The organism is Micromonospora marincola (assembly GCF_056150385.1).
In genome coordinates, this window is sequence record NZ_JAXCFT010000010.1 from 28,624 (window position 1) to 43,427 (window position 14,804).

A 14,804-nucleotide genomic window follows, 5' to 3' on the forward strand; every position below is an offset into this window, starting at 1 on the left:
GGGGAGATGGGTCTCGACGACCGCAAGCTCGCCGTGCTGCGCGCCATCGTCGAGGACTACGTCCACACGCAGGAGCCGGTGGGCAGCAAGGCCCTTGTCGAACGGCACCAGCTCGGCGTCTCGCCGGCGACCGTGCGCAACGACATGGCGGTGCTGGAAGAGGAGGGCTACATCCGGCAGCCGCACACGAGCGCCGGCCGGGTGCCCACCGACCGCGGCTACCGCCTCTTCGTCGACCGGCTCTCCCGGGTCAAGCCACTCAGCCCGGCCGAGCGCCGGGCGATCGAGCGTTTCCTGGTCGGCGCGGTCGACCTCGACGACGTGGTGCATCGCACCGTCCGGCTGCTGGCCCAGCTCACCCGGCAGGTCGCCGTGGTGCAATATCCCAGCCTGGCCCGGTCCAAGGTGCGGCACCTGGAGCTGGTGCCGATCTCCACCACCCGGCTGATGGTCGTCATGATCGCCGACACCGGCCGGGTCGAGCAGCGGCTTGTCGAGCTGCCCGCCCCGATCCCCGCCGAGGACGTCACCGACCTGCGCCGGCTGGTGAACGAGAAGCTTGTCGGCAGTCAACTGGCCGAGACGCCGCCGCTTGTGCAGGCGCTCGTCGAGGAGTCCCCGCCACAGTTGCGTCCGGCCATGACCACGCTCTCCACCGTGCTGCTGGAGACGCTCGTCGAACGGCACGAGGAGCGGATCGCGCTTGCCGGCACCGCGAACCTCACCCGGGGTGGCCTGCTCGACTTCCAGGGTTCGTTGCGCCCCATCCTGGAGGCGCTCGAGGAGGAGGTCGTGCTGCTCAAGTTGATCGGCGAGACGGAGCCGAGCAATGCCACCCGGGTGCTCATCGGCGACGAGAACGAGATCGACAACCTGCGGGCCGCCTCGGTGGTCAGCACCGGCTACGGCCCGGGTGCGACGATCGTCGGTGGGCTCGGGGTGCTCGGGCCGACCCGGATGGACTACCCCGGCAATATCGCCATGGTGAGGGCCGTGGCACGCTACGTGGGCGAACTGCTGGCCCAGAACTGACCAGTCAGGGCCGACGGCCGGCTGCGGCCGACGACCGGCGAACGCGAGACGAACATGAGGACACCGAACGCAGTGGCCAGGGACTACTACGGCATTCTCGGCGTGAGCCGGGACGCCTCCGACGACGAGATCAAGCGTGCCTACCGCAAGCTGGCGCGGCAGTACCACCCGGACGTCAATCCGGACCCGGAGGCACAGGAGAAGTTCAAGGACATCAACGCCGCGTACGAGGTCCTCTCGGACGACCGGAAGCGGCAGATCGTCGACCTGGGCGGCGACCCGCTCGCCCCGGGCGGCGGTGGCGCCGGCGGTCCGGGCGGTCCGGGCGGCGCCGGCCCGTTCGTCGGCTTCCAGGACATCATGGACGCGTTCTTCGGCGGCGCGGCGGGCGGCAGCCGGGGTCCCCGGCCGCGTACCCGGCCGGGCGCCGACGCGATCCTGCGGCTGGAGCTCGACCTCAACGAGACCGCCTTCGGCGTCGAGGCGCCGATCACCGTCGACACCGCGGTGCTCTGCACCACCTGCTCCGGCGCCGGCACGGCCGCCGGCACCCACCTGGCCACCTGCGAGGCGTGCGGTGGTCGCGGCGAGGTGCAGTCGGTGCAGCGGACGTTCCTCGGTCAGGTGGTCTCCGCCCGGCCGTGCACCGTCTGTCAGGGCTACGGCACCACGATCCCGCACCCCTGCCCGACCTGCGCCGGCGACGGCCGGGTGCGCACCAGGCGCTCGCTGACCGTCAAGATCCCCGCCGGGGTCGAGGACGGCATGCGGATCCGGCTGGCCCAGCAGGGCGAGGTCGGCCCGGGCGGCGGCACCGCCGGCGACCTCTACGTCGAGATCCACGAGCGGACCCACGACGTCTACTCCCGCAAGGGCGACGACCTGCACTGCCGGGTGACCGTGCCGATGACCGCCGCCGCGCTCGGCACCCGACTGACCATCAAGACGCTCGACAGCGAGGAGGTCGTCGACGTCAAGCCGGGCACCCAGCCCGGCAGCACGCTGCGGCTGCGCGCCCGTGGCGTCCCGCACCTGCGCGGCACCGGCCGGGGCGACCTCTACGTCCACCTGGACGTGCGCACCCCGACCAAGCTCGACGCCGACCAGGAGCGGATGCTGCGCGACTTCGCCAAGACCCGTGGCGAGGAGGTCGCCGAGCTGACCAAGCAGGGCGGCTTCTTCTCCCGGATGCGCGACGCCTTCAACGGGCACGCCTGAGGTGTCGGCGCCGCTGTTCCTGGTCGAGGCGCTGCCCACCGGCGACACGGTGACGCTCGACGGCCCGGAGGGCCACCACGCGGCCACCGTGCAGCGGCTGCGCGTCGGCGAGGAACTGCTGTTCGCCGACGGCCGGGGCGGCACCGCCGCCGCGCTCGTCACCGCCGTCGGCCGGGGCACGCTCGACGCGCGGATCACCTCCCGGGGGTACGCCGACGCGAGCGTCCCCCGGCTGGTCGTGGCGCAGGGGATCGCCAAGGGCGACCGGGGCGAGCTGGCCGTGCAGGCGATGACCGAGGTCGGGGTGGACGAGATCGTGCCCTGGGCGGCGTCCCGTTCGGTGGTCCAGTGGCGCGGCGACCGGGGCGTACGGGCCCGGGAGAAGTGGACGGCCACCGCCCGGGAAGCCGCCAAGCAGGCCCGTCGCCCGTGGCTGCCGGTGGTGGCCGGCGCCCCGGACGAGTCCACCGCCACGGTGGCCCGGCGCATCGCCGGCGCCGGTGCCGCCTTCGTGCTGCACGAGGAGGCAGACGAGCGGCTGACCACTGTCGAGCTGCCGTCGACAGGTGAGATCGTGCTCGTGGTCGGCCCCGAGGGCGGCGTCGCCCCGGCCGAGCTGACCGCGTTCGCCGAGGCCGGCGCGCGTACCGTCCGCCTCGGCCCGTCGGTCCTGCGCACCTCCACCGCCGGGGTGGCCGCGCTCAGCGTGCTCGCCGCCCGCCTGGGCCGCTGGTAGGTCAGGGGCGCGGGAAGATCGGCACCGGCTGCTCCTCGGGGCCCAGGTCCAGCCCCGCCGGGCCGATGATCAGCGGGTCGGGCGTGCCGACCACGTCGACGTCCTTGCCGTCGTAGTCGAACCGGTGCAGCACGTGGCGCATCGCCTCCAGCCGGGCCCGCTTCTTGTCGTTGCTCTTCACCACCGTCCACGGCGCGTCCGCGGTGTCGGTCCAGAAGAACATCGCCTCCTTGGCCTCGGTGTACTCGTCCCAGCGGTCGAGCGAGGCGAGATCCATCGGGGAGAGCTTCCACTGCCGGACCGGGTCGACCTTGCGCACCACGAACCGGGTCCGCTGCTCGTTGCGGGACACCGAGAACCAGAACTTCACCATCCGGATGCCGGACCGGACCAGCATCCGTTCCAGGTCCGGGGCCTGCCGCAGGAACTCCAGGTATTCGTTCCGGGAGCAGAAGCCCATCACCCGCTCCACGCCGGCCCGGTTGTACCAGGACCGGTCGAAGAGCACGACCTCGCCGGCGGTCGGCAGGTGCGCCAACCACCGCTGGAAGTACCACTGCCCGGCCTCCCGCTCGTCCGGCTTGACCAGGGCGACCACGCTCGCGCCCCGCGGGTTGAGGTGCTCCATGAAGCGCTTGATGGTGCCGCCCTTGCCGGCGGCGTCCCGCCCCTCGAAGAGGATCACCAGGCGCTCGCCGCTCTCCTTCACCCAGTCCTGGAGCTTGAGCAGCTCGATCTGGAGCAGGCGCTTCTGGCGGTCGTACTCCTCCCGGTCGAGGCGCTGCTCGTAGGGGTAGTCGTCACGCCACGTCTCGACCGGGCTGCCGTCGGGCCGCAGCAGCACGGGATCGTCGTCGTGCCCGTCGACCACCCGGTAGTCGGCGGTGAGGTCAAGCAACTCGGTGTCGGCCATACCGCACGTACCTACCCCGCCACGCGGGGTCCGACGCGCCGGATGGGGAGGTCAGCTCCGCAGGTAGGAGGCGCCGTTCAGGTCGACGATCGTGCCGGACGCCCACTCGGCCTCCGGGCTCGCCAACCAGTGCACCGCCGCGGCGATCTCCTCCGGACGGGCCACCCGGTGGAACGGCGACTGCGCCCGCACCGCCTCGCCGTGCTCGCTCTTGAGGTGCTCGTTCGTCATGTCGGTCTCGACGAAGCCGGGCGCCACGCAGGCCACCCCGATCCGGTACGGGGCCAGGGCCACCGCGAGTGACTGCGCCATCGCGTTCATCCCCGCCTTGCTGGCCCCGTACGCGGGATTGGCCGGCTCGCCCCGGAACGCGCCCCGGGAGGAGACGTTGACGATCCGCCCACCCCGCTGCCGCATGTGCTGGGCGGCGCACCAGGCCGCGTTCGCGGCGCCCACCAGGTTGGTGTCAAGCACCTCGCGCCAGCGCGCCCGCCACTGCTCGTAGCTGCTGTCGAAGACCGGGTGCGGCGGGTCGGCCGGCCCGAACACACCGGCGTTGTTGACAAGCACGTCGAGGCCACCGAGCAGCCGGGCCGCCTCGTCCACCATGGCGCGGACGGCGTCCGGGTCGGCCAGGTCGGCGCGGACCACCACGTGCCCGTCGCCCGGCAGCTCGACGCGCAGCGCCTCGGCCAGCTCGGCCGAGTCCCGGTGGTGGACCGCCACCCGGTCCCCGCCGGTCGCGAACGCCCGCGCCACCGCCCGTCCGATGCCCCGCGAGGCTCCCGTCACCAGCACCGCCCGTCCCGCCATGCCGGCCATCCTGCCGCATCTTCCTTACACTGCTGCGATGGGAGTCGACTGCCTGTTCTGCCGGATCGTCGCCGGGGAGATCCCGGCCACCATCGTCCGCGAGACCGCCACCACCCTCGCCTTCCGCGACATCGACCCGAAGGCGCCCACCCACATCCTGGTGATCACGAAGGAGCACTACGCGGACGTGGCCACGCTGGCGCAGGGCGACCCCGCGCTCGCCGGTGAGCTGCTCAACACCGCCGCCGTGGTGGCCGAGGAGGAGGGCCTGACGGTGGACGGGTTCCGGCTCATGTTCAACACCGGCCCGTACGGCGGCCAGGAGGTCTTCCACGTGCACGCCCACCTGCTCGGCGGCGCGCCGCTCGGCCCGATGCTCTGCCGGTGACCACGATCTCCGACCGGCTCGACCGGATGGTGCGGCAGGCCCAGGCGACCGGGCGGATCCCGGCGGTGTCGGCGGCCCTGCACCGCGCCGACCGGCCGCTCTGGACGTGCGCGGTGGGCGGGACCGGCAACGACACCCCGCTCGACCCGGACACGGTCCTCCGGATCGGCTCGGTCACCAAGACCTTCACCGCGGTGCTTGTCATGCAGTGCCGCGACGACGGGCTGCTCGACCTGGACGACCCGGTCGGGCGACACCTCGACCTGCCCGCGCACGGCGACCTGACCGTGCGCCGGCTGCTGTCGCACACCGCCGGCCTGCAACGCGAGCCGCACGGCGACGTGTGGGACACCCTGCGCGTCCCGCCCGTCGACGAGCTGCTCGCCGACCTGGCCCGGGCGGAGCGGGTGCTGCCCACCGGCCGCCGCTTCCACTACTCGAACCTCGGCCTGTCGCTGCTCGGCGAGATGGTCGCCCGGCGACGCGGCGGCACCTGGGCCGAGGCGCTCACCGACCGGGTGCTCGGCCCGCTCGGGCTGGCCGCCACCGGCGTCGAGCCGGGGGAGCGGGCGGCCACCGGCCACCTGGTCGACGCGTACTCCGACGAGGCGCACCCGGAGCCGCCCACCGACTTCGGCGCGGTGGCGCCGGCCGCCCAGCTCTGGAGCACCGCGCCGGACATGGCCCGGTGGGCGGCCTTCCTGGCCGACCCGGCCGCGCTCGACCCGGACGGCGCGGTGCTCGCCGCCGCCACCGTCGAGGAGATGCGCTGGCCGCTCACCACCACCGACGAGTCGCTCTGGGCGGCCGGCTTCGGCCTCGGGCTGATCCTGGTGCCACGGCCGGAGCGGGTGACCCACGTCGGGCACGACGGCGCGATGCCCGGCTTCCTGGCCGCCGTCTACGGCCGGCGCGGCGGGGAGGGCACCGCCGGCGCCATGGGCTGCGCGGTGCTCGGCTCGTCCGGCACCGGCGTGGAGGTGCTCGACCTGCCGCACGCGCTGCTCGCCGCCGCCGCCGAGCACGACCCGGCGGAGATCGAGCCGTGGCGTCCGGGCCCGCCCGCCCCCGCACACCTGCGCGGCATGCTGGGCCGCTGGTGGGGCGAGGGGTTCGAGTCGATCTTCTCCTGGCACGACGGGGCGCTGCGGGCCCGGGGCGCGAACGACCCGGCCGGCCGGCCGCCGGCGGTGTTCGCGCCGCTGCCGGACCGGCCGGACGTGTTCCGCACCGTCTCCGGCCGGGAGGCCGGCGAGCTGCTCCGGCTCACCCGGGACGAGCGGGGCGTGGTGGTCCGGATGCACTGGGCGACCTACCGGTTCACCCGGCGGCAGGAGACGTTCGACGGTTACGACTTCCGGGCCGGCGGCTGACCGTCGGGCACCGGAAATGGGCACGGTGCGTGCGGTGTCGACCCGATACGATGGAGGCAACCGTACGCCGCGCCAGCAGGGCCCGGCGCCGAGATCGGAGAGCAGGTGGCGCAGGGCCCGACGGCCCGACCTATGACCGGCACCCCACCTCCCGGCCCGCCCCGGGTGCAGACCAGGATCACGGTCCCCGACCAGAAGATCATGGTGAACCTGCTCGGCGCGGGCGACGAGATCCTGCGTCTCGTCGAACGCTCGGTCAACAGCGACGTCCACGTGCGCGGCAACGAGATCACCATCACCGGTGCGCCCGCCGACAACGCCCTCGCCGAGCGTCTCTTCAGTGAGCTCCTCGAACTGATCGAGAAAGGCGAGACCCTGACCACAGACGCCGTCCGGCGTACCGTCGGCATGCTCGAGCAGGGCGGCGCCGAGCGGCCCGCCGAGGTCCTGACGCTCAACATCCTCTCCCGGCGCGGACGCACCATCCGCCCCAAGACGCTCGGGCAGAAGCGCTACGTCGACGCGATCGACTCGCACACCATCGTCTTCGGGATCGGTCCGGCCGGCACCGGCAAGACCTACCTGGCCATGGCGAAGGCCGTTCAGGCGCTCCAGGCCAAGCAGGTCGACCGGATCATCCTGACCCGGCCGGCGGTCGAGGCGGGCGAACGGCTGGGCTTCCTGCCCGGCACCCTGAACGAGAAGATCGACCCCTACCTGCGCCCGCTCTACGACGCGCTGCACGACATGCTCGACCCGGAGTCCATCCCGAAGCTGATGGCCGCCGGCACGATCGAGGTCGCGCCGCTGGCATACATGAGGGGCAGAACGCTGAACAGCGCGTTCATCATCCTGGACGAGGCGCAGAACACCACGCCCGAGCAGATGAAGATGTTCCTGACCCGGCTCGGCTTCAACTCCAAGATCGTGGTCACCGGTGACGTCACACAGGTGGACCTTCCCGGCGGGACGACGAGCGGCCTGCGGTTGGTCCGGGACATCCTGGGCAACGTCGAGGATGTCCACTTCGCCCAGCTCTCCAGCTCGGACGTGGTCCGCCACAAGCTGGTGGGTGAGATCGTCGACGCGTACGCCCGCTGGGACGCCGAGCGGGAGAACCAGCAGGCGCAGAGCGTGCACGCCGTGCCGGGGCGCACCGCCCAGGGCGGCCGGGCCGGCCGGCGCCGCTAACCCACCAGAGGAAGACAGTTGTCCATCGAGATCGCCAACGAGTCCGGTGTCGAGGTCGACACCGACGCCGTGCTCGCCGTCGCCCGGCACGCCCTCGACGAGATGGGGGTCAACCCCCTCGCCGAGCTGTCCGTGCTGCTCGTCGACATCGAATACATGTCGGAGCTGAACCACCGCTGGATGGGTGGTGACGGCCCGACCGACGTGCTCGCCTTCCCCATGGACGAGGGCAGCGTCGACCACGGGCCGGGGGAGAGCGCCCCGGCCGGCGGCGAGCCGGCCCTGCTCGGCGACATCGTGCTCTGCCCGGAGGTGGCGGCGAAGCAGGCGGCCACCGCCGGGCACTCCTCCGGCGACGAGCTGCACCTGCTCACCGTGCACGGCGTGCTGCACCTGCTCGGCTACGACCACGCCGAGCCCGAGGAGGAGCGGGAGATGTTCGGTCTCCAGGCCCGGCTGCTGGCCAGCTGGCGGTCGACCCGGTCGCGGTGATGACATCCCTCGCGGCGTCAGGTGCTCCGGCCGGTCTGCCCGATTTTCAGCTCCTGTTCTTCGGCGCCGGGCTGGTGGTGCTCGCCGGCCTGATCGCGATGACCGAGGCGGCGCTGGCGGCGGTCTCCCCGGCGCGCGCCGCCGAGCTGGCCCGCGAGGGCGCACGCGGCGCACGTGCCCTCCAGGTGGTCGCCGGTGACGTGGTCCGCCACCTCAACCTGCTGCTCCTGCTCCGCCTGCTTGCCGAACTGACCGCGACCACGCTCGTCGCGCTTGTGGCGGTCGACACGTTCGGCGCCGGCTGGTGGGCGGCCCTGGTCACCGCCGGGGCGATGACCGTGGTGAGTTTCGTGGTGGTCGGGGTCGCCCCGCGCACGCTGGGCCGGCAGCACGCCTACGCGGTCGGCCGCGCGGTCGCGCCGCTGGTGCGGTGGCTGGGTCGGGCGCTCAACCCGCTGGCCTCGCTGCTGATCCTGATCGGCAACGCGGTCACCCCGGGCAAGGGGTTCCGCGAGGGGCCGTTCGCCACCCAGGTGGAGCTGCGCGAGCTGGTCGACCTGGCCGAGCAGCGCGGGGTGGTGGAGCACGGCGAGCGCCAGATGATCCACTCCGTGTTCGCGCTCGGTGACACCATCGCCCGCGAGGTGATGGTGCCGCGCACCGAGATGGTGTGGATAACGGAACGCAAGACGTTGGCGCAGGCGCTGGCGCTGTTCCTGCGGTCCGGTTTCTCCCGCATCCCGGTGATCGGTGAGAACGTCGACGACGTGCTCGGCGTGCTCTACCTCAAGGACCTGATCCGGCGTACCCAGGGCGACCGGGAGGCGCGGGAGATGCCGGTGGCGGAGCTGATGCGCCAGGCGACGTTCGTGCCGGAGTCCAAGCCGGTGGACGATCTGCTCTCCGAGATGCAGGCGGCCCGCAACCATTTGGTCATCGTGGTCGACGAGTACGGCGGCACCGGCGGGTTGGTCACCATCGAGGACATCCTGGAGGAGATCGTCGGTGAGATCACCGACGAGTACGATGTCGAGCGCCCGCCGGTGGAGCACCTGCCGGACGGCGCCGTGCGGGTGACCGCCCGGCTGCCGGTGGAGAATCTGGGCGAGCTGTTCGACACCGAGCTGCCCACCGACGAGGTGGAGACGGTCGGCGGGCTGCTGGCGCAGGCGCTCGGCCGGGTGCCCATTCCGGGCGCGGAGGCCGAGGTGGCCGGCTTGCGGCTGATCGCCGAGGGCACCACCGGCCGGCGCAACCGGATCGACACCGTCCTGGTGAGCCGGGTCGATCCGGGGTCCGCGCCGGAGGGCACGGGCCGGGGCGAGCCGGTCGAGTCCCGTGGCAACCACAACCGTTCCGAGGAGAGGCAACCCGCCGATGCCTGAGTCACCCGCCGTGCCGGCCGCACTGCCCACCCCCGCCGATCCGGCCGAGCTGAGCGCCGAGGACGGCAAGCTCGTCGTGCTGGCGCGGGGCGCGCGGGGTCGGGTGGGGGCCGTGGAGGGCGCGGCCGTCCGCGACCAGGACGGCCGGACGTACGCGGCGGCAAGCGTGGCGCTGCCGTCGCTGACGTTGACCGCGCTCCAGTTGGCGGTCGCCTCGGCGGTGGCGGCCGGGGCGAGTCGGCTGGAGGCCGCGGTGGTGGTGACCGAGGCGTCGACGCTCGACGGCGCCGGGCACGCCGCGGTCCGGGATCTCTCCGCCGACGCGCCGATCCACGTGGCCGCGCCGGACGGCGCCGTCCTCGGCACGGTGGTCGAGTGACCACGCCCGAGGCGCGTCCCTACCGGGCCGGTTTCGCCTGTTTCGTCGGCCGGCCCAACGCCGGCAAGTCGACGCTCACCAACGCGATCGTCGGCACCAAGATCGCGATTACGTCGAGCAAGCCGCAGACCACCCGGCACATCATCCGGGCGGTGCTGCACCGGCCGGAGTCGCAGCTCGTGCTTGTGGACACGCCCGGCCTGCACCGCCCGCGCACGCTGCTCGGCGAACGCCTCAACGACCTGGTGCGGGAGACCTGGAGCGAGGTCGACGTGATCGGGCTCTGCGTCCCGGCGAACGAGCCGGTCGGGCGGGGTGACCGGTTCATCACCGGCGAGCTGTCCAGCCTGAAGGCCACCGTGCTGGCCGTGGTGACCAAGACCGACCTGGTGGACAAGAAGCGGCTGGCCGAGCAGTTGGTCGCGGTGAGTGAGCTGGGCGAGTTCGCGGCCGTGGTGCCGGTGAGCGCGGTCTCCGGTCACCAGGTGGACACGCTCGTCGACGTGATGACCGGCTACCTGCCGGAGTCGCCGCAGCTCTACCCGGACGACATGCTCACCGACGACCCGGAGCAGGTGCTCGTGGCCGAGTTGGTCCGGGAGGCGGCGCTGGAGGGGGTGCGGGACGAACTGCCGCACTCCATCGCCGTGGTGGTCGAGGAGATGATCCCGGAGGGCAACCTCACGAAGATCTACGCGGATCTCTACGTGGAGCGGTCGAGCCAGAAGGCGATCGTAATCGGTCACCGGGGCAGCCGGCTCAAGCACGTGGGGACCACCGCGCGCCGGCAGATCGAGGAGCTGCTGGGCACCCGGGTCTATCTCGATCTGCACGTGCGGGTGGCGAAGGACTGGCAGCGAGACCCGAAGCAGTTGCGCAAGCTCGGTTTCTGAGGCGCCGCGCCGGGCGCGGCCGGAGGCCGGTGGGCAGGACCAGTCAGACCTATGGGACATCTCACGTTCGGTAGGCGTCTTTACGCGTTTCACAGGTTGCCCGAGCAGGGTAGGGACCGTTGTCTCTGCCCCCGGACCCTGCTGCGAGCTGATGCGAAACCGCTATCTCGACCTGCTTCGCTTCCTGGCCATCCTGCGCGTCGTCACCTACCACGTCACCGGCTACGCCACCCTCACGCTGGTGTTCCCCGCGATGGCGGTGATGTTCGCGCTGGCCGGGTCGCTGATGGCTGCGTCGCTGGATCGCAGCGGGGTGCCCGCCGTGGCGCGCCGGCTGCGGCGGCTGCTGCCCTCGCTCTGGGTGCTCGCCGCGGTCTTCGTGCCGGCGATGCTGCTCACCGGGTTGACGTTCAGCCCGCGGGTGCTGCTCTGGCTCTTCCCGATCGCTGACCCGCCGGCCAACTACTGGGGCGGGCTGGCGCTCAGCCCGATCTGGTACCTGCGCGACTACCTGTGGTTCGTGCTCGCCTCACCGCTGGCGCTCTGGCTGTTCCGCCGGGCGCCGCTGCCCACGCTTGCCGCCCCGTACGCGCTGCTCGCCGCGATCGAGTTCGGCGTCCTGCTGAACCCGCCGGCCGTGCTGCGCGAGTTCGGTCTCTACTTCGGCGCCTGGCTGCTCGGCTTCGCCCACCATGACGGCCTGCTGCGACGGATGCGTAACCGGGTGCTGCTGCCGCTCGCCGCCGTCGTCGGCGCGGCCGGGCTGGCCTGGATCGCCACCCATCCCGGCCCGCGTGGCTACGACATCAACGACATCCCGCTCGGTAACGCGCTCTGGGCGACGGCGTTCATCCTGGTGGTGATCGGGCGGGCGCCGGCCGGCGTGGCCTGGGTCGACCGCGTTCCGGCGTTCGGGCGCGCGGTGACCGTGGTGAACCGGCGGGCGCTCACCATCTATCTCTGGCACATGCCGTTCGTGGTGGCGCTCACCCCGCTCGTGGGCCTGGTGGGCTGGTCGCCGCGCGACCCGGTCGGCCTGTGGCTGCGGGTGGGGCTGGTGCTCGTGCTCGTCGGTGTGGTGACGTTGCTCGTCGGCTGGGTCGAGGACGTGGCCGCCCGGCGTACCCCCGAACTGGTGCCCGGCAAACGGCGCACCGCGTCCGAGCAGGCGGCGCTCGTACCGGCCGGCGCGGCACCGCCGAGCCCGGCCCCGGCCGGCGCTGCCCCGGCCGGCGCGGCGGGCGCGCTCGTCGGCGCCGGGACGCGGGCGCCGGCGCCGCGCGGAAGCCCCGAGCGGTCCGCCGGCCAGGTCGTCCAGCCGGACCGCGCCGCCGACTGAGCGTGGGCCGGCTCGGCCCACGCGGCGGTCGAGCTGGCCGGGCTGGCCGGGCGGCGGTCGGGTCAGCGGCTGGACACGCTGACGTCGCCGCTGGTCGCCGAGACGTCGAGCAGCACGGACGCGCTCGGATCGTTCGTCACCTGTAGGGAGACGTCGCCGGATTTCGCGTCGGCCCGCACCCGGTAACGGCCCTCCGGCACGGCCAGGTCGACGTTGCCGCTTGAGGCGTGCAGCCGGGCCGGGGCCGGCTGGTCCAACTCGACGCTGAGGTTGCCAGAGGTGGCCTCCGCGTCGATCGCGGAGGTGAGCCGGCGCGCCTCGATGTCACCGGAGCGGGCCCGCAGCCGGACCGGACCGGCGGCCTCGGTCAGGTGGATGTTGCCCGAGGTGGTCGACGCTCGGACCTCGCCGCTCGCCCCGCTGACCGTGAAGTCGCCCGAGCTGAGCGTGAAGTCCACCGCGCCTACCTCGCTGAGGTCGACGTTGCCCGAACCGGTGCCGCCGCGAACCGCCACGCCCGGCGGCGCGGTCACCTCCCAGGAGACGCTGCACCGGTTGCCGCAGTCGGTTTGCAACACCAACTCGTCGCCCTTGATCTCGTACCGGCTGTCCGGCTCGCCGCCCTGGTAGCGGACCACCCGTTTGATCCGTACCTGGTCGGCCGGCCCGTTGGCCCGGACCACGACGTCGCCCGAACCGTCGCCGTCCACGCTGATCCGGGTGATGCTCGTGCGTTCGGTCTGGTCGTAGTCGAGGCGGCGGAACGACAGGGTGTCACACCCGGCGAGGACGATGAGCGTGGCGGTCGCGGTCGCGGCCACCACCATGCGGGGCCGGACAGCCGTTCGGAGCGAAGCCATGGCCCAGACCCTAGGGCCGGCGGGACGGCCGGCACATCGGGGATCGTCCGCCGGTCCACCCCGAACCAACCCTGAGATCGCACCCCGAGGAGAATGGGCCGGTGGCCGGCTACCGTCGACAGCTCTACCGCGACGACGCGGTGGTGCTGCGCGTGCAGAAGCTTGGCGAGTCCGACCGGATCATCACCCTGTTCACCCGCCGGCACGGCCGGCTGCGCGCGGTGGCCCGGGGCGTCCGGCGCACCACAAGCAGGTTCGGTGCCCGGCTGGAGCCGTTCGGGCACGTCGATCTCCAGCTCGCCGGTGACCCCAAGGGCAACCTGGGCAGCTCGTTGCACACCGTCAGCCAGGTCGAGGCGATCGAGCTGTACGGCAAGCGGTTCCTCGGCGACTACCCCCGCTACACGGCGGCCAGCGCGATCGCCGAGACCGCCGAGCGGCTGACCCCGGTCGAGCGGGAGCCGTCGCTGCGGCTGTTCCAGCTCACCCTCGGCGCGATGAAGTCCCTGGCCCGCGGCGACCACGCCACCACGTTGGTGCTCGACGCCTACCTGCTGCGCGGCATGTCGTTCGCCGGCTGGGCGCCGGCGCTGTCCGCCTGCGCGGTCTGCGGCGAGCCGGGCCGGCACCGCGCCTTCTCGGTGCCGGCCGGCGGCGCTGTCTGCCCGGACTGCCGGCCCCCGGGCGCCGCCCATCCCGCGCCTGCCACGCTCCTGCTGATGTCCGCGCTGACAAGCGGCGACTGGGCGCACGCCGACGCCGCCGACACCGGCGTACGGCGGGAGTGCAGCGGGCTTGTCGCGGCGCACCTCCAGTGGCATCTGGAGCGCGCGCTACGCTCGCTGCCGCTTGTCGACCGGGACGGCACCCCGGCGACCGGCGCGGTCCCGTCGCCCGGCGGCGCGGGGCCGGGTGCGGTCGCGCCGCGCACCGCCGCCGGACCCGCCGCCGGTGTGAACAGGGAGATGACCGAGTGATCCGTTCGACGAGGGCGACCCGCCGCGAGCCGACGCCGCCGACGCCGCACCCGTCCGGCGCCCGGCCACCGGCGCTGCCGGCCGCCGCGCTGCCCCGGCACATCGCCATCGTGATGGACGGCAACGGCCGCTGGGCCAAGGAGCGCGGCCTGCCCCGCACCAAGGGGCACGAGCAGGGCGAGCACAGCCTCTTCGACACCATCGAGGGCGCGATCGAGCTGGGCGTCCCCTACCTGTCGGCGTACGCGTTCTCCACCGAGAACTGGCGTCGCTCGCCGGACGAGGTCCGCTTCCTGATGGGCTTCAACCGCGACGTCATCCGCCGCCGCCGCGACCAGCTCGTCGACCTGGGCGTACGGGTGGTCTGGTCGGGCCGGGCCGGGCGGCTCTGGAAGAGCGTGATCTCCGAGTTGCAGACCGCCGAGGAGATGTCCCGCGACAACTCGACGCTGACGCTGCAGTTCTGCGTCAACTACGGCGGCCAGGCCGAGATCGCCGACGCCGCCGCCGCGATCGCCCGCGATGTCGCCGCCGGCCGACTCGACCCGGGCAAGGTGACCGAGAAGACGGTGGCGCGTTACCTCTACCACCCCGAGGTGCCCGAGGTCGACCTGTTCCTGCGCCCCTCCGGTGAGCAGCGCATCTCCAACTTCCTGCTATGGCAGACCGCGTACGCGGAACTGGTCTACCTGGACACGCTCTGGCCCGACTTCGACCGCCGTCACCTCTGGTACGCCTGCGAGCTGTACGCCCAGCGGGACCGCCGCTTCGGCGGGGCGCTGCCCAACCCGGTGGCCCCGGGAGTCTGAGCTCAC

16 protein-coding genes are annotated in these 14,804 nt (G+C 72.9%); 13 read left to right on the forward strand and 3 right to left on the reverse strand.

The genetic code is table 11. The features are described from left to right. Positions 1–6 precede the first annotated feature (6 nt). The 3 genes from hrcA (at position 7) to SM450_RS20630 (ending at position 2,986) form a co-directional block, all read left to right on the forward strand. Positions 7–1,032, forward strand: coding sequence for a heat-inducible transcriptional repressor HrcA (gene hrcA / locus SM450_RS20620; RefSeq protein ID WP_474621382.1), 1,026 nt, complete (start codon positions 7–9; stop codon positions 1,030–1,032). Between the two features lie 72 nt (positions 1,033–1,104). Beyond that, positions 1,105–2,250: a molecular chaperone DnaJ gene (gene dnaJ / locus SM450_RS20625; RefSeq protein WP_282288955.1), complete on the forward strand. Its 1,146-nt coding sequence runs from the start codon at positions 1,105–1,107 to the stop codon at positions 2,248–2,250. A gap of 1 nt (position 2,251) precedes the next feature. Further along, on the forward strand, positions 2,252–2,986 hold the full coding sequence (locus tag SM450_RS20630) for a 16S rRNA (uracil(1498)-N(3))-methyltransferase (protein WP_474621383.1): 735 nt from the start codon (positions 2,252–2,254) through the stop codon (positions 2,984–2,986). A gap of 1 nt (position 2,987) precedes the next feature. Here the strand turns inward: SM450_RS20630 and ppk2 are convergent, their stop codons facing one another. Together ppk2 and SM450_RS20640 are read right to left on the reverse strand one after the other, a co-directional pair. Continuing rightward, positions 2,988–3,899 (reverse strand): polyphosphate kinase 2, encoded by a 912-nt coding sequence (gene ppk2, locus SM450_RS20635; RefSeq protein ID WP_474621384.1) that lies wholly within the window; start codon positions 3,897–3,899, stop codon positions 2,988–2,990. Positions 3,900–3,950: 51 nt separating this feature from the next. After that, positions 3,951–4,712, reverse strand: a complete 762-nt coding sequence (locus SM450_RS20640) for an SDR family NAD(P)-dependent oxidoreductase (protein ID WP_474621385.1) — start codon at positions 4,710–4,712, stop codon at positions 3,951–3,953. Positions 4,713–4,749: 37 nt separating this feature from the next. On the opposite strand from SM450_RS20640, the gene SM450_RS20645 reads away from it, so the two are divergent. The 8 genes from SM450_RS20645 to SM450_RS20680 all read left to right on the forward strand — a co-directional run bounded on the left by SM450_RS20645 (position 4,750) and on the right by SM450_RS20680 (position 12,152). Then, a complete protein-coding gene (locus tag SM450_RS20645; protein WP_474621386.1) occupies positions 4,750–5,100 on the forward strand; it encodes a histidine triad nucleotide-binding protein in 351 nt (116 codons plus the stop codon). After that, positions 5,097–6,473 (forward strand): serine hydrolase domain-containing protein, encoded by a 1,377-nt coding sequence (locus tag SM450_RS20650; RefSeq protein ID WP_474621387.1) that lies wholly within the window; start codon positions 5,097–5,099, stop codon positions 6,471–6,473. The genes SM450_RS20645 and SM450_RS20650 overlap by 4 nt, the downstream gene beginning before the upstream one ends. A gap of 132 nt (positions 6,474–6,605) precedes the next feature. After that, positions 6,606–7,664: a PhoH family protein gene (locus SM450_RS20655; protein WP_474621388.1), complete on the forward strand. Its 1,059-nt coding sequence runs from the start codon at positions 6,606–6,608 to the stop codon at positions 7,662–7,664. Between the two features lie 18 nt (positions 7,665–7,682). Beyond that, entirely contained in the window at positions 7,683–8,156 is a 474-nt protein-coding gene (ybeY, locus tag SM450_RS20660; RefSeq protein ID WP_281587133.1) for an rRNA maturation RNase YbeY, read from the forward strand. Further along, positions 8,132–9,541 carry a hemolysin family protein gene (locus tag SM450_RS20665; protein ID WP_474621556.1) on the forward strand — a complete coding sequence of 470 codons (1,410 nt, stop codon included), beginning with the start codon at positions 8,132–8,134 and terminating at the stop codon, positions 9,539–9,541. Before ybeY ends, SM450_RS20665 begins: the two co-directional genes overlap by 25 nt. After that, the gene (locus SM450_RS20670) at positions 9,534–9,920 is read left to right on the forward strand and encodes a cytidine deaminase (protein ID WP_474621389.1); all 387 of its coding nucleotides are present in this window, start codon (positions 9,534–9,536) and stop codon (positions 9,918–9,920) included. Before SM450_RS20665 ends, SM450_RS20670 begins: the two co-directional genes overlap by 8 nt. Then, the gene (gene era, locus SM450_RS20675; protein ID WP_474621390.1) at positions 9,917–10,813 is read left to right on the forward strand and encodes a GTPase Era; all 897 of its coding nucleotides are present in this window, start codon (positions 9,917–9,919) and stop codon (positions 10,811–10,813) included. The genes SM450_RS20670 and era overlap by 4 nt, the downstream gene beginning before the upstream one ends. Positions 10,814–10,964: 151 nt before the next feature. Continuing rightward, a complete protein-coding gene (locus SM450_RS20680) occupies positions 10,965–12,152 on the forward strand; it encodes an acyltransferase family protein (protein WP_474621391.1) in 1,188 nt (395 codons plus the stop codon). A gap of 62 nt (positions 12,153–12,214) precedes the next feature. Here SM450_RS20680 and SM450_RS20685 read toward each other — a convergent pair whose 3' ends face one another. Continuing rightward, positions 12,215–13,012 (reverse strand): DUF4097 family beta strand repeat-containing protein, encoded by a 798-nt coding sequence (locus SM450_RS20685; protein WP_474621392.1) that lies wholly within the window; start codon positions 13,010–13,012, stop codon positions 12,215–12,217. A 101-nt stretch (positions 13,013–13,113) separates the two neighbouring features. Here SM450_RS20685 and recO point away from each other — a divergent pair, with 101 nt between their 5' ends. Further along, positions 13,114–13,989 carry a DNA repair protein RecO gene (gene recO, locus SM450_RS20690; RefSeq protein ID WP_474621393.1) on the forward strand — a complete coding sequence of 292 codons (876 nt, stop codon included), beginning with the start codon at positions 13,114–13,116 and terminating at the stop codon, positions 13,987–13,989. After that, positions 13,986–14,798, forward strand: a complete 813-nt coding sequence (locus tag SM450_RS20695) for an isoprenyl transferase (protein WP_474621394.1) — start codon at positions 13,986–13,988, stop codon at positions 14,796–14,798. The genes recO and SM450_RS20695 overlap by 4 nt, the downstream gene beginning before the upstream one ends. Positions 14,799–14,804: the final 6 nt, after the last annotated feature.